The organism is Streptococcus henryi DSM 19005 (assembly GCF_000376985.1).
GTDB lineage: Bacteria > Bacillota > Bacilli > Lactobacillales > Streptococcaceae > Streptococcus > Streptococcus henryi.
Genome location: NZ_AQYA01000036.1, coordinates 186,672 through 206,041 on the forward strand (window position 1 = coordinate 186,672; position 19,370 = coordinate 206,041).

Sequence of the window (19,370 nt, forward strand, 5' to 3'; positions counted from 1 at the left end):
TCAAATCATCGATTTTGAATAAACGGAAGGGGCTGGGACAGAAGTCTCGGCCCCTTAAATCTTATACTCAATGAAAATCAAAATTAGAGAAGGCAAGCCGTTACAGATATACCTAATGGTAGGTAAGAAGGCTTAACAATCTATTATTTTGATTTTCAAAGAGTATTAATTGAAATATGCCTTGTCAATATCATAGTAATCAGAAATAATGACTTGCTGAAACGATAGATTATCAATTGATTACTATGATATTGATAAGATTGTCTCTGCTTCTATAAGAGAGTCACCTATACTTCAATTGTATTTTACTTTTATTCATGAGCTACATATACTTATGGCTCGTTTGAGTACTGGTACCGTTCCAGTTTTATGACAAATAGGGAGGAATAATAATGAACGACTCTGTCTATTTTGAAAAGGTTTCAGTTCTTGAAGCCCTGAAAAAAGGCGGCACAGACATTAAATTATCAGCTTTGGTAATGGGCTTTGCCAATCTTGCCAACAAGCAAATTATCAAAGGATTACTTTTCTTATTCAGTGAAATTCTTTTCTTGATTACCTTTGTTTTACAAGTAATCCCAGCTATGGGTGGCCTCATTACCTTGGGAACACAAGCTCAAGGTCAGCAGGTTGTTGAAATTGATGGTATAAAAATCACCCAAGCTGTTGATGGCGACAACTCTATGTTGATGCTGATTTTTGGTTTAGCTTCACTAATCTTCTGTCTTGTCTTTGCCTATATTTATTGGTGTAACCTTAAAAGTGCTCGAAAACTTTATGTTTTAAAGGCTGAGAATAAAAAGATTCCAAGCTTCATGGAGGATTTCCATACGCTGACAGACGGTCGTTTCCACATGACCCTCATGTCAATCCCTTTGTTGGGTGTCCTTCTCTTCACTATTGTGCCCCTAGTTTATATGATCTGTCTAGCCTTCACTAGCTATGATCATAATCATTTACCACCAAAATCCCTCTTTGATTGGGTTGGTTTGGCAAACTTTGGAAATGTCCTTACAGGTCGTATGGCAGGAACATTCTTCCCAGTCTTGACCTGGACTCTAATTTGGGCGGTTGCCGCTACAGCTACCAACTTCTTCTTTGGTATCGTTTTGGCTTTAATTATCAATACCAAAGGTCTGAAGCTTAAGAAGATGTGGCGAACAATCTTCGTCATCACAATTGCCGTACCTCAGTTTATCTCCCTGCTCATCATGCGCAATCTCTTAACTGATGGCGGTCCACTCAATTCAATGCTGATTAAAATCGGCCTGGTTTCAGCTAAAAATCCACTGCCATTTTTGACAGATCCAGTTTGGGCAAAATTCTCAATTATCTTTGTTAATATGTGGGTTGGTATTCCATTTACTATGTTATTGGCAACATCTATCATTATGAACTTGCCACAAGAACAATTGGAAGCTGCTGAAATTGACGGGGCTAATAAGTTCCAAATCTTCCGTAGCATTACTTTCCCTCAAATTCTCTTGATTATGACACCAAACCTCATTCAACAGTTCATTGGTAACATTAATAACTTCAATGTTATCTACTTGTTGACTGGTGGTAATCCAACCAATCCGAACTACTACCAAGCAGGTTCAACCGACCTTTTGGTAACTTGGCTTTACAAACTGACCGTATCAGCAGCTGACTACAATTTAGCTTCTGTTATTGGTATCCTCATCTTTGCTATTTCAGCTATCTTTAGCTTGCTAGCTTACACAAGAACCAACTCTTACAAGGAAGGAGCTGTTAAATAATGAAAAATAAACGACGTCTACAGTTAACTTTAACTTATATCTTATTGACAGTTTTGTCACTTATTTGGCTCTTTCCAATTTTTTGGGTCGTTCTGACAAGCTTCCGTGGTGAAACTGGTGCTTACGTACCTTATATTATCCCAAAAACCTTCACCTTGGATAACTACGCTAAACTCTTTAGCAACTCATCATTCCCCTTTGCTCAATGGTTCTTTAATACCTTGATTGTAGCAACAGCAACCTGTATCATTTCAACCTTTATCACTGTTGCCATGGCTTACTCACTCAGCCGTATTAAATTCAAACACCGCAATGGTTTCTTGAAACTAGCCCTTGTCCTTAACATGTTCCCTGGTTTCATGTCAATGATTGCTGTTTACTACATCTTGAAAGCATTCAATTTGACTCAAACACTGTTTGCCTTAGTTTTAGTTTATTCGGCAGGAGCTGCTCTTGGTTTCTACATTGCCAAAGGCTTCTTTGATACCATTCCTTATTCTCTAGATGAATCAGCTATGATTGATGGAGCAACCCGCAAGGATATCTTCTTTAAAATTACCTTACCTTTGTCAAAACCAATCATTGTCTATACCGCTCTCACAGCCTTTATCGGGCCATGGGTAGACTTCATCTTTGCCAAAGTTATCCTAGGTGATGCCACTCACAAATATACAGTGGCCATCGGACTCTTTGCCATGTTGGAACAAGATACCATCAACGAATGGTTCCGCTCCTTTGCAGCGGCATCCGTTATTATAGCTATCCCAATCACACTCCTCTTCATCTACATGCAGAAATACTATGTTGAGGGTGTCACAAGTGGATCAGTTAAATAACCTTATACTCTTCGAAAATCAAAATGATAGATCGTTTAGCCTTCTCTAATTTTGATTTTCATTGAGTATTAATCACCGTATATCAAAATAATTTGATAAGACCTGAAAAGGTAGCGCCAGATGGCGCTACCTTTTTGGTATATTCTGAATGAATGCGGAGCTTATTCCTCTAACAACTTATAGAATACTTGAAGTTATAGTCTAAGCCAATATTTTCTCACCAAAACTCTCTGACAAAATCATCTTCAAGACGTTCGCGATAAAAGAGTTCTGATAACTCTTCTTCCTCAAACACGCGCAGCAGATTGAGCATGTCATAGGCTAAGCCCATCTCGGGAAGTTCTTTACGGGGCACCCATTTGATTTCTCCTTCATCAGTTGAGCGGATTATTCCTATGACAAAAGAAGCGTCTCAAAAATATTATTTTCCTTACAATACCTATTTTCCATTTTAAATTCGAATTAATAAGTGTAGGAAAGTTCCAAAGGAGCGGGATGGAAATCTATCCAGGGAGGTGGTGCCTATGACACTATCCACCTTAGAAAGGTAACCATCTATGTCTGTTTACGAGGCTTTGTCCTTGATAATAAACTCAGGCATATTGCTACTGGCTTTATTAGCTTATCTTGATAAGAAAAAATAAAACAGTAAAACCGCTACCTCTCAAACTTTGACCAGCTTGAAGTAGCGGTTTTGCTATTTCCATCTGTCCCGTCTTTAAAACGGTCCTACATAGGAGGCAAGTTGGCGCTTGTCTCCTTTTGTACTTCTAGGATAACAAACTTGTATAGACTTGTCAAAACTTTACACATGTGAAATATCTCATCAGACTTTTTGAAAAAGTATCCAGCTTGACGAAATTCTGCTATTCATCCAATAATCATAAAAGAGATAGTCAAATAACTGTTTTCACCAAAACTCTCTGACAAAATCATCTTCAAGGCGTTCGCGATAAAAGAGTTCTGATAACTCTTCTTCCTCAAACACGCGCAGCAGATTGAGCATGTCGTAAGCCAAATCCATTTGAGCAAAATCTTTACGAGCTACCCATTTGATTTCTCCTTCTTCTGTTGAATGAATTTCTCCTGTAAATTCATTTGTTCGATAGAGGAATACTAGGTAACGTTCATCTTCTTTGGTGTACCAATGCTTCATTCCAACTAAGCTGGGATTTTTAATGGTTAAACCTGTTTCTTCCTTAACTTCACGAATAACAGACTCAACCAAGCCTTCATGCGGCTCAATATGCCCACCAGGCAATGCTGCCCCTGACCAAGAATAGCGCTTTGGATTACGAATTTGCATAACAATATTTCCCTGACCATCCTCAATCAGACACATGTTGGTGAGAATGGTAGCTTGCGAACGTGACATAGTGTACTCCTATTCTATATTCTCTATATCATTTATAAAAAATGCTAGCAAAGATTTCTCTTTTACTTTTGAAACACCTAAATCTTTTCTCATTTCATTCATTAATTGCACAGAAATTTTCAAAAGTTGCATACCATCTGCACTTGTATTACTAACTCTTCTAAATTCCGTCAACTTTTCAACTACATTTTTTTAACCCCACATCGTTATCTCTTTGCTAAATTTCGTAAGATCTTTGATTTGTTCCTCCGAAGAATAACTCGATTGATCTTTACTTGATTGATTAATCTTATACACCATATCAATAAATTGATAATAGGCAGTTTCACGTTTCTGGGTTAAATATTGTAGTCTAGTTTGCTTTATATCAATAATAGTTTTTACAGCAGTTGTTGTAATTGTTACTAAACCTGTAATGATTGCAACTATTATAACTGCATCTAGTGTTTTAACTATAGATAGTAACTTCAAAAACCAATTAAAAAACATATAGATAATGCCAACAAAAAAAGCTAATGTAATCCACCCTAAAATCAAATTCTTTGTATCTTTTTCCATAACTCCCCTAATCCATGGCCTTCAATTCCAGCACCATATCACGGATTTGGGCTGCCAACTCAAAGTCAAGCAGTTCGGCTGCTTCCTGCATTTGTTTTTGCAGTTTTTTGATGGCCTCTTGACGCTCTTTATTGTTCATGGCACTGTAGTCCACGGTGTCTTCTGCCACGTCGGTCTCGTTGGCTTTAGAAATAGCGATAAGGTCACGGATTTCTTTCTTGATGGTTTGTGGGACAATGCCGTGCTCCTCATTGTAGGCCATCTGGATTTCACGACGGCGGGCCGTCTCGTCCATGGCTCTCTGCATGGAGTCCGTGATTTTATCGGCATACATGATAACATGCCCTTCGGAGTTACGAGCAGCCCGACCGATGGTCTGAACCAGTCCGCGTTCATTGCGGAGGAATCCTTCCTTGTCCGCATCCAAGATGGCAACCAAGCTCACTTCTGGCACGTCAATACCTTCGCGCAGCAAATTGATCCCAATCAAAACATCAAAGACACCCAAGCGCAAGTCACGAATAATCTCAGTACGCTCCAAGGTCTTGATATCAGAGTGCATGTACTTGACCTTGACACCCATCTCCTTGAAATAATCGGTCAAGTCCTCGGCCATCTTCTTGGTCAAGGTTGTGACAAAGGTACGCTCACCTTTTTCAGCACGAAGGTTGATTTCACCCAGGAGGTCATCCATCTGCCCCATAGTCGGACGTACTTCAACTTCTGGGTCCAAAAGACCTGTCGGACGAATAATTTGCTCAATGACGGTATCTGTTTGTTCTTTTTCGTAGTCGCCCGGTGTCGCTGACACATAGACAATCTGGTGAACATGGCTCTCAAATTCTTCTCGGCGCAGCGGACGGTTGTCCAGTGCAGATGGGAGGCGGAAACCATAATTAACCAACATCTCCTTACGAGAGCGGTCTCCATTATACATCCCCTTAATCTGACCCATGGTCATATGACTCTCATCAATCATGATGAGGAAATCCTCAGGGAAGAAGTCCAGCAAGGTGAAAGGCGGTTCCCCTTCAGAACGGCCATCCATATGACGAGAATAGTTTTCGACACCGTTGGTGTAGCCCATCTCTCGCAGCATTTCCACGTCGTATTCCGTTCTCTGGCGAATGCGCTGAGCTTCTATCAGCTTTCCTTCAGATTCAAAGAGCTTGACCTGCTCTTCCATCTCGTCCATGATATTTTGGATGGCATGCTCCATGTGCTCATCATTGGTCATGAAGTGGGTGGCTGGGAAAATAGCCAAGTGATCAACTTCACCCAATACACGACCAGTCAGGCTTTCAATCTCACGAATGCGGTCAATTTCATCCCCGAAGAATTCCACACGAAAGGCGTGCTCGTCACGGCTGGCTGGGAAGATTTCCACGACATCCCCACGAACACGAAAGCGCCCACGCTGAAAATCGATATCATTGCGCTCAAACTGGATATCCACCAAGTCATTAAGCAATTGGTCTCGGGAAATATCCTGACCAGGACGCAGACTGACCACGCTATCGGCGTATTCCTTAGGTGAACCCAAACCGTAGATACAAGACACAGAAGCTACCACGATGACATCATTGCGCTCTAGTAGGGCTGAAGTGGCAGAATGGCGGAGCTTATCAATTTCATCATTGACTGAGCTGTCTTTTTCGATATAGGTATCAGATGAAGGGACATAGGCCTCGGGCTGATAATAATCATAGTAGGATACAAAGTATTCCACAGCATTGTCTGGGAAGAATTCTTTGAATTCCCCATAAAGCTGACCCGCCAAGGTCTTGTTGTGGGCGATGACCAGCGTTGGCTTGTTTACTCTCTGAATAACCTGACTCATGGTATAGGTCTTACCAGTCCCTGTTGCCCCCATGAGAATTTGCGCTTTTTCACCACCTTCGATGTTATCAACCAAGGCTTCTATAGCCTGAGGCTGATCTCCAGATGGCTCATATTTTGATACTAATTTAAAGTGATTATTTTCTTGTCTGTCTATCATAATTTACCTCATTTCCTACTATTTTATCACAAGTAAAAAGAAGACTGAGCTTTGAAACTCAGTCTTCTGTATTTTCTTTTTTCAATTGCAGAGCTAGGTAGATAATTCCTAAAAGCAAGGCTATGCTTGCCATTAGACTGCCTTCGGTTCCAAAGGCTCCACCAGAAATCCAATCTGCAGCGCCAGCCTTATTTCCAAAGTAGAACAGAGAAGAACCTGCACCTGAACCACTGACGGCAACACCGAAAACATTGCCCTGAGTGAAATTCCAAGCGCCGTGCAGACCAGCAACACCCCAGATATTGTCAGTCTTAAGCATGTAGAGGGCCATGAAAACACCCGACAGGATGATACTTAAAATTGATAAAAATGTGACATTAGCATTAGCTAAATGCATAAGCCCGAATAGACTGCTTGAAATAGCAACTGCAATAGCCAAATTAGAACGCTTATTAATGATAGGCAGGAGCCAGGCGCGTGTTAAAAGCTCCTCAGTGCCGCCCTGGATAAACCAAAATGGTATTGTTGTCAACACATAAAGAAGGCTAGCACCTGAAAAATCGACAGCAGTCAATTCAACACCACCAAAGATATAAGTCAATAAAAAGGCAAGGCTGAAAATGAGCATCCCTACTCCCCAACCTTTAAGAATCTCAAAAAACCATTTTTTCCTGAAAAATCCAAGACTAGAAATTGGACGCTTCTCGTACCACTTAACCCATGCAAAAAGAGTCAGAGCAACAAAGGCAAATAGACCAAGTTCAAGATGCAAAAGGTTAAAAATATCAGCTACAGCATCAAGATTAGTTATATTCATCATATAGTAAGGTATGGCAAGAATACCAACTACTATCCCACCAAGAAAAGAACCACCAAAAAAGAAAATCTCTACCATCAAACATGCGAGAATAATCATCAACCATGCTGGCAGTTTTTCATACCGTGTAGTCGTGTTTTCCAACATTCTTTTTTTCATCCTATAATTACTCCTCTTCTATTAACTTTTGATAAAAAATGTTACTCTTCAATAAAAATATGTTAGCTTAAATTACAAGTCACAGACAGTTTTAGAATCTCAAAAAGAATCTATAATAATGTTCCATTGAATTATGAAGCATGGTGAGAAGGGGCGGGCCTCCGATTACAGCAGTTATTTCTTTAATTGTTTCCGTACTATAACATTAATACAACTATTGTACTTCTTTTCATCATCAAATTCAACTATTAACTTCCTAACTTTAAATGTTATATAACCTGACACCGAAATATCGTATTTCTTGCTAAAATTACTGAATTTTGCTATAATTTTATCTAATAATATTAAAGGAGACTATCATGCAGCACAAATTTAAAGCTCTAATGCTAGCAATGCTCTCAGTATTCTTTGTGTTTGGTGCTAAAGTTAGCGCAGATACTATTAACATTGTATCTGATACAGCTTATGCCCCATTCGAATTTAAAGACTCTGACCAAATTTATAAAGGAATTGATGTTGACATTATCAACGAAGTTGCTTCACGTCAAGGATGGGACATTAATATGACCTACCCTGGTTTCGATGCCGCTGTCAATGCTGTTCAAGCTGGACAAGCTGATGCTCTTATGGCAGGAACTACTATCACTGAAGCTCGCCAGAAAGTTTTCACTTTCTCTGATCCCTACTATGATACAAAAATTGTTGTCTATACACGAGATAGCTCCAGCATCTCAAAATATAGCCAGCTCAAAGGTAAAGTAGTTGGTGTCAAAAACGGCACAGCTGCCCAAACTTTCTTAGAAGAGAACAAGGATAAGTATGGGTATAGCATTAAAACATTCGACACCGGTGATTTAATGAATAATAGTCTTGATACTGGTTCCATTGATGCCGCTATGGATGACATGCCCGTTGTTCAATATGCTATCAGCCAAGGCAAAAAATATGCTGTTAATATGTCTGGTGAATCCATTGGAAGCTTTGGTTTTGCAGTTAAAAAAGGCTCAGCCTATGAACACCTTATCCCTGAATTCAACGAAGCCCTAGCTGCTATGAAGGCTGATGGTACTTATGAAAGTATTATGACAAAATGGTTGGGAGCAGCAAGTACCCAAACTGGTGAAACAACTGGAGATGCTTCAGCCAAAGCGACACCTGTAAAATCTACATACAAAATCGTTATGGATTCCTCTTTTGCTCCTTTCGAGTATCAGAATGATGGAGGTAAATACGTTGGTATTGATATTGACCTCATTAAAGCAATTGCTGATCAACAAGGTTTCACAATCGAGCTCTCTAATCCTGGATTCGATGCTGCGCTGAATGCAGTACAAGCCGGACAAGCTGATGCTGTAATGGCCGGTATGTCTATTACAGATGCCCGTAAAGAAATCTTTGATTTCTCTGATAGCTACTACACTTCAAACATTCTTCTTGCTGTTAAAGCTGGAAGCACTGTTCAGTCATATGAAGACTTGAGTGGAAAAACAGTTGGTTCCAAAAATGGTACAGCTTCTTATTCTTTCCTTGAAAGTAATGCAAGCAAATATGGATACTCACTCAAAGCCTTTGATGAAGCATCTTCAATGTATGACAGTTTAAACTCTGGCTCTATTGATGCTTTAATGGATGATGAAGCTGTTCTTAAATATGCTATCCAACAGGGACGTAACTTTGAAACACCTATTAAGGGAGAACCATCTGGTGAATATGGTTTTGCAGTTAAAAAAGGCAATAATCCTGAATTAATTGAAATGTTCAACAATGGTCTTGCTGCTCTCAAAAAATCAGGTGAGTATGATACTATTATTGAAAAATATCTCGGCTCTGAGGAAACTACAACAACATCTACAGTAGATGAAACAACTATCCCGGGTCTCATCTCTAACAACTACAAACAACTCCTCTCTGGTTTAGGTACAACTCTAAGTTTGACATTGATTTCCTTTGCCATCGCTATGATTATCGGTATCATCTTTGGTATGATGGCAGTATCACCTAGCCGTGCTCTTAGAACTATCGCTGCTATCTTCGTTGACGTTGTTCGTGGTATCCCACTTATGATTGTTGCAGCCTTCATTTTCTGGGGTATTCCTAACCTCTTTGAATCACTAACTGGACGCCAAAGCCCAATCAATGACTTTGTTGCGGCTACTATTGCTCTTTCCTTAAATGGCGGAGCTTATATTGCTGAAATCGTTCGTGGTGGTATTGAAGCCGTTCCTGGTGGACAAATGGAAGCCAGTCGAAGTCTTGGTATTTCATATGGTAAGACCATGCAAAAAGTTATCTTGCCACAAGCTGTTCGACTCATGTTGCCAAACTTCATTAACCAATTTGTTATCTCATTGAAAGATACTACTATCGTATCTGCTATCGGTTTGATTGAACTTTTCCAAACTGGTAAAATCATCATTGCTCGTAACTACCAATCATTCCGTATGTATGCTATCTTAGCAGTCATCTATTTGGTTATGATTACTCTATTGACACGCCTAGCAAAACGTTTAGAAAAGAGGCTTAAATAATGACAGAATTGAAAATTGACGTCCAAGACTTGCACAAGTCTTACGGAAAAAATGAAGTTCTCAAAGGTATTGATGCCAAATTCTATGAAGGGGATGTGGTCTGCATCATCGGACCTTCCGGTTCTGGTAAATCAACCTTTCTTCGTACCCTTAACCTTCTCGAAAGTGTTACAAGTGGTAAAGTTGTCGTCGACGGTTATGAACTCTCAGACCCTAAAACAAATGTTGACAAGGCTCGTGAAAATATCGGTATGGTCTTCCAACATTTTAATCTTTTCCCACATATGACAGTCCTTGAAAACATTACCTTTGCTCCAGTTGAATTGGGTAAAGAAAGTAAAGAAGAGGCTGAAAAGCATGCTATGGAATTACTTGAAAAAGTTGGACTAGCAGATAAAGCAGATGCTAAACCAGATAGTCTCTCAGGTGGACAAAAACAACGTGTTGCCATCGCTCGAAGCTTGGCTATGAATCCAGATATCATGCTCTTTGACGAACCAACTTCTGCCCTTGACCCTGAAATGGTCGGTGACGTTCTTAATGTTATGAAAGACTTGGCAGAACAAGGTATGACCATGCTTATCGTAACCCATGAAATGGGCTTCGCCCGCAAGGTTGCTAATCGTGTTATCTTTACCGACGGAGGCCAATTCCTTGAAGATGGCACTCCAGAACAAATTTTTGATAGCCCACAACACCCACGACTTATTGAATTCCTAGATAAAGTCTTGAATGTTTAACTAATTTATAAGAGAGCCAGATTTAATCTGACTCTCTTTCTTAATTCTTCACGCTATCTAGTTGCTTGGTTTTTAAAATAATCATAGAATATCCTGACAATCAGCTAACCCTTCCAAGAATACATCTGCCTCATGTCTATTCTTAAAAATATAAACCTTCTTATCTGGAAATTGATCAATTAAACTAATAATCTGCTCTCTGCCAGTCTCAGGAAACGCCTTAACAAAATCGATAAATTCTTGGTCAATCTCATCTTCAACCCAAGGCATATCAGGTCTTGCTTTCCCTCTTCTATTATCAATGCCTGTCAGACAAACTTGCAGAGGATAATCAAGAAACATGACAGTATCACAAGCTTGAAAACGACTGTCCATGCTAGCTCCATAATTGCCATCAATAATCCAGGATTCTTTTTTTAAGTTAGTTTTCTGTCTTTCTAAAAAGACTTCTCTATCAACCGTTGTCCCATCAGAATTCCAGTTCAATAAATCCAAATGAACTAAAGGTAAACCTGTCAAATCTGCAAGTTTTATTGAAAAAGTGGATTTTCCACTGCCTGGGCAACCAATTACAATAACTTTATCTTTAAAACACTTGGAGGACTAGGAGACATGAAAATCTAAAAACATTTACAGTGATAAACCTTATCAAGTAATGTTTTTAGTGCGCTCCAAAACCATCTAGCTATCCTGTTTTTTCTCTTTACAAACAGATTCTTTGTTTGATTTGATGCAAAAACTCTGGCTAGAATCAAGGTATTTTGCTTATCATTTTAGCTCACTTTTAACTCTTTACCTGATAAGGTAGAGAGTTTTTTAACTGTTGAATTGACGAAAGTTAAGCCTAAAATAGAAGGAGTTTATATGTTAACTATTAATCACCTGACAATCACTCACCAAAAAGACCTCCAGACACTTATTGATGACTTGTCCTTAGTTGTTAATGGGGGTGATAAATTAGCTTTAATTGGAGAGGAAGGTACTGGCAAGTCAACTCTCATCAAGGCTATCTATGATACCGGGCTGATTGCAGATTACTGCCAGCAAGAAGGCAGCATCACTAATCACTTCAACCGCATGGGTTACCTTCCTCAAAACATGACCTCGTCTGACCTGGATCGAGATCTCAATGACTACCTCTACCATAACATTGATTACGATAGCTTTGATTTTAACCTTTTTTATAAAATAGCAGAGCAGTTTGGTTTTGATAGCTTTAAATTTGATGATAGCCAACAGACTGTCAGATCTCTATCTGGTGGTGAGAAAATCAAGCTCCAGCTGCTAAAATTATTAGCCAATGACCCTGATTTACTGCTCTTTGATGAGCCATCCAGTGATTTAGATTTAGAGAGTTTAGAATGGCTAGGCTCATTCATCGAGAGAACAGACAAGACAGTCATCTTCATCTCCCATGACGAAGCTCTGCTAACTAGGGCAGCTTCTGCTATCCTCCACCTTGAGCTGGTCAAGAAGCGTCAGCAAGCACGCGCCAGCTATTTTCAAGGAAATTATGAGGAATATAAAACCAATCGGAGCAATCGTTTTGAGAAGCAACTTCAGATTGCTAACAAGGAGCGAGAGGAGCATGCTAAAAAGATGGACAAGCATCACCGCGTCCACCAAAGTGTAGAGCATGTCTTGCGTAACACACATGATAGCACTGCAGGACGTTTGTTAGCTAAGAGGATGAAGGTCGTTTTGGGACAAGAAAAAAGATTGGAGAAAGAAGCCGAGAATTTCACAGAAATTCAGCAAGAGATGGATGCAATCCAGCTCTTCTTCTCTGACATCAAACCTTTACCAGCCAGTAAGCTCCTCTTGTCCTGGGAAAACAAGGTTTTAGACACTGGTCAAAAGGTTGATTTACTGGTTCGAGGGCAAGATAAAATGGTCATTACAGGTAAGAATGGAATGGGAAAGACTCGCCTGCTTAATCAAATCTTTAGTGAATTGTCTGCTGAGCAAGGTCTGTCTGTTGGCTATATGCCCCAGAACTATGAGGATCAGCTGGACATGAGTCAATCTGCTCTGCACTTTCTGCAAGACTCTGCCAGCCAAGAAAAAATTAGGAGCCTCTTAGCCAGTCTGCAGTTCACCAGACAAGAAATCAATCACCCTGTTTCAGACCTTTCTGGCGGTCAAAAGGCCAAGCTTTTCCTAGCCAAAATGGTTTTGGAAGGAAACAATGTGCTTATCTTGGATGAGCCAACCCGCCACTTCTCACCAATCAGTCAGCCACTCCTGCGACAAATGCTGCAGGACTTCGCGGGAGCCATTATCAGTGTATCACATGATAGGAAGTATATTGAAGAAGTCCCAGCTTTACGGTACCATTTAATCGATAAAAGTTTAATCAATATAGACTAAGGCAACATAATCTCATATTAAAGACTCTCGAAAACAAACAGCCGAGAGTCTTTTTGTTTAAAAAGAAAAAATTGAGGAATTCTTCCGATGTCATTTTCTTCAAACATCACAATCTATTACACCAATCACTGCTATGCAATATGTATGCTACTCTTTAACCAATAATTCTCAGTCCTCAAGACCATATATTCTAAGACCACTTTCTGTGTCTTCTACCAAAATTTTTTGATTGGTAAATTTGCAAGTAAGGAGATAGGTATAATAGAAATCACCCGTACATCCAGCAGCATGCATAGCTGCTAGCAGGGTATAGCCCATGAGTGACATAAGATTTAAAGCGTAAATCAGAGTTAAAAAAGATGTCAAGCAGACAAAGGGAGCTAGGGTTATGACGAGCATCTGTACTCTAGTATAGTGAGAGCCTGGGCTGGTAGCATAGGCCATACCCGATTTCCACACAATCCCAAAAGTTACCTTATTCTCTGGTTTAAAGATTTTGAAAAAAAGCCCGTGTATTAATTCATGGACGACTAGAATGACCAGGAAGCATAGCAGAGCTAGAAAGGGATCTAATGGATTAATGACCAGCGTTCTACCACTACTTTCCTGAATTACCAAGCCCAACCTATAGAAAAGTGGCAAAAAGGCAAGGAATAAAATTAGAGCAACAAGATTCAAAACTATAACTAACTTCTTATTATGTAGAATATCTGTCTCTTTTAATAATTTCATAGGACCACCTCTATTTTCTAAAAAAATTAGCTTTCCTGCTGAACACCCTGATAACAATAATAAATCATGAAATTTTTCCCTTAACTTGATTATATTGTAACACTTCTTTTTCTTTTTAATAAATATCTTAGTCAAAAATATGATGATTTTTGTCATTTTTTAACACTCAATGAAATTCAAAATCTGAATAAATCTAACCCGTTCCACCAATTACGACTTCATGTCTTTAAGTAAGAGACTCATTCTTGCTTTTCTCAAGTGGAGTTTTAGAGGTTGGGGACTGGATCATCGCCAAACGTTTTCCTTTGAACTGTACAGCTCTTCAGATTTTGAATTTGTATGAGTATAAATTCTTGTCAGAATCTGTTTGAGAACAACAAAAAGCCTGAAATCATATTTTAAATGACTTCAGACTCTAATTTTTGTGGCTTATTGCTCTGAATGAACTTTAATCAAGTCCTGATACCAATAGAAACTATCTTTCTTGAGACGTTCAAGTGTTCCTTCTTCCACTTCATGTTTATCAACATAGACAAAGCCGTAGCGTTTTTGATAGCCATTTAGCCATGACAGGAGATCTGTGAAAGACCACGTACAGTATCCTAAAACAGTTGCACCATTTTCGACTGCTTGATTTACGGCTGCAACGTGTGATTCTAAATAGTCAATACGATAAGTGTCATGAACCTTGCCATCTTCATCTACCTTATCATACTCACCTAGGCCATTTTCTGTAATGAGGATTGGAATGTCATAGCGACTAGTAAGGCGATTTAAGGCAATTGATAGGCCTGTGGGATCAATTTCCCAATCCCAATTCGTTCTTTCGACAAAAGGATTTTCAATACGCTTATAAAGACCAGGAATTCCAGATTCACCTGAAGAACCTTTCTTACCTGTCGTATTCATTTCCCCTCTACCTACTCCATCAATCGGGTTATAGGCTGCAGTGTTTGATTGATAATAATTAATTCCTAGGAAATCAGGTTTTGCTGATTTCAAAAGAGCCAAATCACCTTCCTGAATATCTAAGTCAATCCCTTGCTGCGTGAGGTGTTTTAAAGCAAATTTTGGATAGCGTCCATATAAATAAACATCTAACCAAAAATGAGACTGCAAATCTTCAGCTTTTTCTGCAGCTAAAACATTAATAGGATTAGAATCTTTAGCATAAACTGGCGAATAGGCAAAGCTAGGACCAATCTTGCCATCTGGTACCATATCATGGAAAGTATTGATGACCCTAGCATTAGCAAGATTAGCGATGTGATTGACACGGTACATGCGCTTATCATCACTAACTCCTGGTGGATGAAGAGCAAGTTGGTAGCCCAAGCTAACAAAAACATTTTGCTCATTTAAACTAATCCAGTATTTAACTCTATCACCAAATGCTTTAAATAAGACACTTGCATATTCATTAAAATCATCAATGATTTGACGTGACTCCCAACCACCATACTCATCCATAAGACACTGAGGCAAGTCCCAATGATAGAGAGTAATTAATGGCTCAATATCATGAGCTAGCAATTCATCAATCAGGTCAGAGTAGAATTTAATCCCTGCTTCATTGACAGTCCCACGCCCCTCTGGCAAAATACGAGTCCAGGCAACTGAAAAACGGTAAGCTTTCAATCCCATTTCTGCCATCAGTGCAACATCTTCTTTGTAACGGTGGTAATGATCAACAGCAATATCACCAGTTGTCCCCTTAAACGTAGTTCCAGGGATATGCACATACTTATCCCAAACCGATGGGGATTTACCATCAGCATCCCATGCCCCTTCAACCTGATAAGCTGCAGAAGCTGATCCCCAAAGAAAATCAGGTGACAGATTCTTAGTAATTTCTTTCATTTTAAAATTCCTTTCCAAGTATCTACTTATCCCTAACTATATCAAAAGACTAGTCTTTTAGAAATCATAAATCTGTCATTTTTAATAGAAATCTGTACAAAATAAAAGCAGTGCAGCCTGTCCGATTTTGATAGTCTACTTTGCTATCAAATCATCCTAACTACACCACTTAACAAAAATGATATAACATAGTAAAAGTAATCTGTTTTATTCACTCTTTTCAATATCTTTTTTTAATTCATCCATATTGAACTTTGCAAAAAGGTATTGACGATCTTGAACTGGGAAACGCTGATCCAATTGATCGACTGGACCAACTTCAATCATCCCCTCAGTGATCACATAGTCCATCACGTGCCCACCAAAGCTATGATCATCAGAAATAAAATGCAGATGATACCCCGCTACGCTAACACCATGGAACATTTGAGGAGTCCAAATACCTACAATTGTACCTGAAACATCTTCTCTTGTATATTCTGGTTGACGTGTAGCAACATCAGCAAACTTAGTATCTGGAGTGGACTTTGGAATCATTCGGACATGCATTTTAGAAAAATGCCCCTTAATCTTGATAGACCTAAACAGATTGACACCATCATAATAAGACTCAATTCGTTTTTCTAGCTCATTGCCACTCATTTCAAAACGTTGTTTAAAAATGACCTCAGCTTGATGCGGAACCACCGCTGCATATGGAACCATAACATCGTTAGATACCTCCACGACTTCTGGCTTTCCGCTAGAACCTTTAGCCTGATATGCCTTACCATCTAAGATAATGAGCTCACCATCAATTGAATCAAGCGTACCAATGCCTAAATCTCCATGTTCTAAGAGTTCGCCAATGGTCAAACTTCCGCCATACAAACCTGCCATAAGAGCACCTAATGTATTATATTGAAAAAGTTTAATTGGTTCCGACATTCTTCTCTTCCTCTTTGCTTCGTCAAGTAAAATCAAAAGTAAAACAAGTAAATTCTTTGACTACACTCACCTGTTCTGAAATGATTTTAATTTCTAATCGTATTGTTCTTTCTCAATTATATCACAGTTTTTTCCTAATCTTTGCCGAAACAACTTAAAAACGACAGACTGGTCAAATCTATCGCTTATTCAATTTATTATAAAATATAAGTGACATTAATCCTCTAAAAAGGCTAACATATTAACATCATCAGGAACTAATTTCAGATATTGCTCTGCTATTTTTCTTGCCTTCGGACGATAACCAAACTCACGTAAAATATAAGCATAATCTTGCAAGAATTCTGGATTATCAGCCAAGTCGCCAGCTAAATTTTCATAGATAGCAAATGCCGCTTCTTCATCTTCCAGAGCTTGATAGGCTTTAGCAATGTTCCATTTTGTCAAAACATTGTCAATATCTTCGCGGTCTAATGAGACAACCTGATCATAACGTTCTTCTTCCAAATAAAGGTTTGATAAACGCATGAGTACTTCCTCATCATCTTCAGCAACTGATTTTGCTTTTAGTAAGTAGGACTCTGCCTGCTCACTGTCATGAAGTTCATAAGAAAATTGAGATGCTGCCAAAAGTAAATTAGCATCAAAATCATTTTTGGTTAATCCTTGTTGGATCAATCGCAAAGCTTCCTCAGTCTTGTGTTCTTCTCGTAAGGATAAACCGTAGACATACTCATAACCTGAGAAATCAGGGTTCATAGTATCCAATTGTTTAAAGTAAAGATTTGCTTTTTGGTACTCTTCTTGATCGTAAAGCAATGTTGCTAGTTCAAAAACAGCCTGATCTTCGTACTCAATTTCAACAGCTTTTTCTAAAAATTCAATAGCAGCTTCAAATTTTCCAAGACTAGCGTAGGCACGACCAATTCTTTGATAAGTAGAAAGACCGGTTAATTCTAATATTTCACGATTATCTAATTTAGCATAGGTCTTAATAGCTTGTTCATAGTTCTCCAATTCAAACTCAATTTCAGCCAAACCAAAGATAACTAGTGGATCTTGACTAATCTGATTAGCTTCTAGGAGTTTCTCTCTGGCCACATCTGTCAATCCTTCCATATCATAGAGATCTGCCATGACTAGCAAAGCAGATAGATAATCTTCACTATCTGGAGAGACAGCATCTAAATAAAGAAAGGCCTCCTCGATGTCACCATCTTCTGAGGCAATCTGAGCCAAATTAATATTAACCTCAGGAAACTCATCTCGTTCCTGTAAATAAATACGTTTAGCTTGGGGTAAAAAGCCAATTGATTCCAAATACTCAGCTAACTCCAAAAGGACTTCACTGCCATCTTCTCTTAAGGCACGTTCAAAATATTTATCAGCATGCGCCAAATCCTGATTTTGGATTGAGGCTAGCATTTTTTCACTATTTAGCATCTTCCGATTCTTTTTCTCCTTTTACATGTAAATCTTCTTCATAAAGGCCACTGACAGCCTTATACCAATCAAAAATTTCTTTAACAATAACCTTTGCAGAGGCATAAATTGGAATCCCCAAAAAGACTCCCCAAACACCAAACATTGATCCAGCTGTTAACAAAATAAACATTATTGTCAAAGGGTGGATGCTAAGTTTGCTTCCTAGAACTAATGGTGAGACAAAACGTCCTTCAATCGTTTGTTCAATGACAAAGACAATAGCAATCTTGACAACCATAAGGGGACCTTGAACCATCGCCAGAATAATAACTGGCAGTTGGGCAAGAAAACTTCCCAAATATGGGACCATATTAAGAAAACCAGCTAATATACCAAAGGTCACTGCATAGCGTAAACCAACGATACTGTACATAACAGCAAACATCAAGCCGACAATAATAGCAACCGTTACCTGACCTTGAACATAACCAGATAATTGCTTGTTAATATCACCCAATACACGCGCTGTGGGACGACGAATCTTAGTTGGAAAAATCTGTAACAGACCATTTTTCATCTTACCACTATCTCTCAAGAAGTAAAATAGTATAAATGGTGAAATTAGGATAGCAACTGTGACACGAGCAATTGCTCCAGCAAAATTGGATGCCCAATCAAGTGCATTTTTCGAAAAGCTCTCAGCATAGTCAACAGCTTTGCTAGTGATATTGGCTAGCATTTCTTGCAACTCTGCCTGATAACTTGTCAGCCAAGGATTTTGTAATAGCTTGTCAGCTTCGCTATTGACCACACGGATATAACCAGGTAAATTTTCAACAAAGGACAGCACCTGAGTTCGAATCATAGGGAAAAATCCTGATCCTGCCCAAATCAAAAGAATTACAATAATTGTAAATACTGTAAAAATGGCACTTACCCTGCTAAGTCCGACGCGTTTCTCCAAAAAATCTACCAAAGGCTTAATTAGGTAGTAAAGAAGAGCCGAAATGACTATAGGCAACATAATAACAGTCAAAAATGACACAACTGGGGCGAAAACAAATGAAATTTTGGTAAATAAAAAGACTGTTAGAAACACTAATAGTGTGATTAAAATCGCGATAACCGCCTGATTATTTAAAAACCATTTATAAAATAATGAATCTGAAAATCTTTTGTTTTTTTGAGATTCCATTATAGTCTCCTTACTTTATTACTGTCAATTCTTTTCTAAACTCTTGTCATTATATCATTTTCCACAAGAATAAACCGTTCCCAACTATA

The 19,370-nt window shown here is 38.8% G+C and carries 17 protein-coding genes and 2 pseudogenes; 6 read left to right on the top strand and 13 right to left on the bottom strand.

Annotated elements, in window-relative coordinates:
- The first annotated feature begins 392 nt into the window (after positions 1–392).
- Both F601_RS0109705 and F601_RS0109710 read left to right on the top strand, forming a co-directional pair.
- A complete protein-coding gene (locus F601_RS0109705) occupies positions 393–1,760 on the top strand; it encodes a carbohydrate ABC transporter permease (RefSeq protein ID WP_018165491.1) in 1,368 nt (455 codons plus the stop codon).
- On the top strand, positions 1,760–2,596 hold the full coding sequence (locus F601_RS0109710) for a sugar ABC transporter permease (protein WP_018165492.1): 837 nt from the start codon (positions 1,760–1,762) through the stop codon (positions 2,594–2,596). Before F601_RS0109705 ends, F601_RS0109710 begins: the two co-directional genes overlap by 1 nt.
- 217 nt (positions 2,597–2,813) lie before the next feature.
- Here F601_RS0109710 and F601_RS12535 read toward each other — a convergent pair.
- Positions 2,814–2,990, bottom strand: a pseudogene (locus tag F601_RS12535) (8-oxo-dGTP diphosphatase); the annotation flags it as partial.
- 163 nt (positions 2,991–3,153) lie between these two features.
- Between F601_RS12535 and F601_RS13660 the strand changes: the two are divergent.
- Positions 3,154–3,240, top strand: a complete 87-nt coding sequence (locus tag F601_RS13660) for a putative holin-like toxin (RefSeq protein ID WP_342668885.1) — start codon at positions 3,154–3,156, stop codon at positions 3,238–3,240.
- Between the two features lie 266 nt (positions 3,241–3,506).
- Here the strand turns inward: F601_RS13660 and F601_RS0109720 are convergent, their stop codons facing one another.
- Genes F601_RS0109720 through F601_RS0109735 form a run of 5 tightly spaced genes read right to left on the bottom strand, consistent with a single transcriptional unit; the run spans position 3,507 to position 7,504 of the window.
- Positions 3,507–3,971, bottom strand: a complete 465-nt coding sequence (locus tag F601_RS0109720; RefSeq protein WP_018165494.1) for an 8-oxo-dGTP diphosphatase — start codon at positions 3,969–3,971, stop codon at positions 3,507–3,509.
- A gap of 9 nt (positions 3,972–3,980) precedes the next feature.
- Positions 3,981–4,145 carry a hypothetical protein gene (locus F601_RS13555; RefSeq protein ID WP_245686249.1) on the bottom strand — a complete coding sequence of 55 codons (165 nt, stop codon included), beginning with the start codon at positions 4,143–4,145 and terminating at the stop codon, positions 3,981–3,983.
- Between the two features lie 18 nt (positions 4,146–4,163).
- Positions 4,164–4,529 carry an SbmA/BacA-like family transporter gene (locus F601_RS12540; RefSeq protein ID WP_018165496.1) on the bottom strand — a complete coding sequence of 122 codons (366 nt, stop codon included), beginning with the start codon at positions 4,527–4,529 and terminating at the stop codon, positions 4,164–4,166.
- Between the two features lie 7 nt (positions 4,530–4,536).
- Entirely contained in the window at positions 4,537–6,528 is a 1,992-nt protein-coding gene (gene uvrB, locus F601_RS0109730; protein WP_018165497.1) for an excinuclease ABC subunit UvrB, read from the bottom strand.
- A 58-nt stretch (positions 6,529–6,586) separates the two neighbouring features.
- Positions 6,587–7,504 carry a CPBP family intramembrane glutamic endopeptidase gene (locus F601_RS0109735; RefSeq protein ID WP_018165498.1) on the bottom strand — a complete coding sequence of 306 codons (918 nt, stop codon included), beginning with the start codon at positions 7,502–7,504 and terminating at the stop codon, positions 6,587–6,589.
- Positions 7,505–7,863: 359 nt separating this feature from the next.
- Here F601_RS0109735 and F601_RS0109740 point away from each other — a divergent pair, with 359 nt between their 5' ends.
- Positions 7,864–10,032, top strand: coding sequence for an ABC transporter substrate-binding protein/permease (locus tag F601_RS0109740; protein WP_018165499.1), 2,169 nt, complete (start codon positions 7,864–7,866; stop codon positions 10,030–10,032).
- Positions 10,032–10,772 carry an amino acid ABC transporter ATP-binding protein gene (locus F601_RS0109745; RefSeq protein WP_018165500.1) on the top strand — a complete coding sequence of 247 codons (741 nt, stop codon included), beginning with the start codon at positions 10,032–10,034 and terminating at the stop codon, positions 10,770–10,772. The genes F601_RS0109740 and F601_RS0109745 overlap by 1 nt, the downstream gene beginning before the upstream one ends.
- Before the next feature lie 81 nt (positions 10,773–10,853).
- Here F601_RS0109745 and F601_RS0109750 read toward each other — a convergent pair whose 3' ends face one another.
- A complete protein-coding gene (locus F601_RS0109750) occupies positions 10,854–11,291 on the bottom strand; it encodes a P-loop NTPase family protein (protein ID WP_018165501.1) in 438 nt (145 codons plus the stop codon).
- A 345-nt stretch (positions 11,292–11,636) separates the two neighbouring features.
- On the opposite strand from F601_RS0109750, the gene F601_RS0109755 reads away from it, so the two are divergent.
- On the top strand, positions 11,637–13,142 hold the full coding sequence (locus F601_RS0109755; protein ID WP_018165502.1) for an ATP-binding cassette domain-containing protein: 1,506 nt from the start codon (positions 11,637–11,639) through the stop codon (positions 13,140–13,142).
- Between the two features lie 168 nt (positions 13,143–13,310).
- On the opposite strand, the gene F601_RS0109760 is transcribed toward F601_RS0109755, so the two are convergent.
- From F601_RS0109760 to F601_RS0109785, 6 genes and pseudogenes are all read right to left on the bottom strand, one after another.
- The gene (locus tag F601_RS0109760) at positions 13,311–13,874 is read right to left on the bottom strand and encodes a DUF3267 domain-containing protein (protein ID WP_026183184.1); all 564 of its coding nucleotides are present in this window, start codon (positions 13,872–13,874) and stop codon (positions 13,311–13,313) included.
- Between the two features lie 72 nt (positions 13,875–13,946).
- Positions 13,947–14,030 (bottom strand): annotated as a pseudogene (locus F601_RS13710) (DUF3267 domain-containing protein); the annotation flags it as partial.
- Positions 14,031–14,303: 273 nt separating this feature from the next.
- The gene (locus F601_RS0109770; protein ID WP_018165505.1) at positions 14,304–15,734 is read right to left on the bottom strand and encodes a glycoside hydrolase family 1 protein; all 1,431 of its coding nucleotides are present in this window, start codon (positions 15,732–15,734) and stop codon (positions 14,304–14,306) included.
- A gap of 207 nt (positions 15,735–15,941) precedes the next feature.
- A complete protein-coding gene (gene budA / locus F601_RS0109775) occupies positions 15,942–16,661 on the bottom strand; it encodes an acetolactate decarboxylase (protein ID WP_018165506.1) in 720 nt (239 codons plus the stop codon).
- A 216-nt stretch (positions 16,662–16,877) separates the two neighbouring features.
- Positions 16,878–18,104, bottom strand: a complete 1,227-nt coding sequence (locus F601_RS0109780; RefSeq protein ID WP_018165507.1) for a tetratricopeptide repeat protein — start codon at positions 18,102–18,104, stop codon at positions 16,878–16,880.
- Positions 18,094–19,281, bottom strand: a complete 1,188-nt coding sequence (locus F601_RS0109785; RefSeq protein ID WP_018165508.1) for an AI-2E family transporter — start codon at positions 19,279–19,281, stop codon at positions 18,094–18,096. The genes F601_RS0109780 and F601_RS0109785 overlap by 11 nt, the downstream gene beginning before the upstream one ends.
- Positions 19,282–19,370 lie beyond the last annotated feature (89 nt).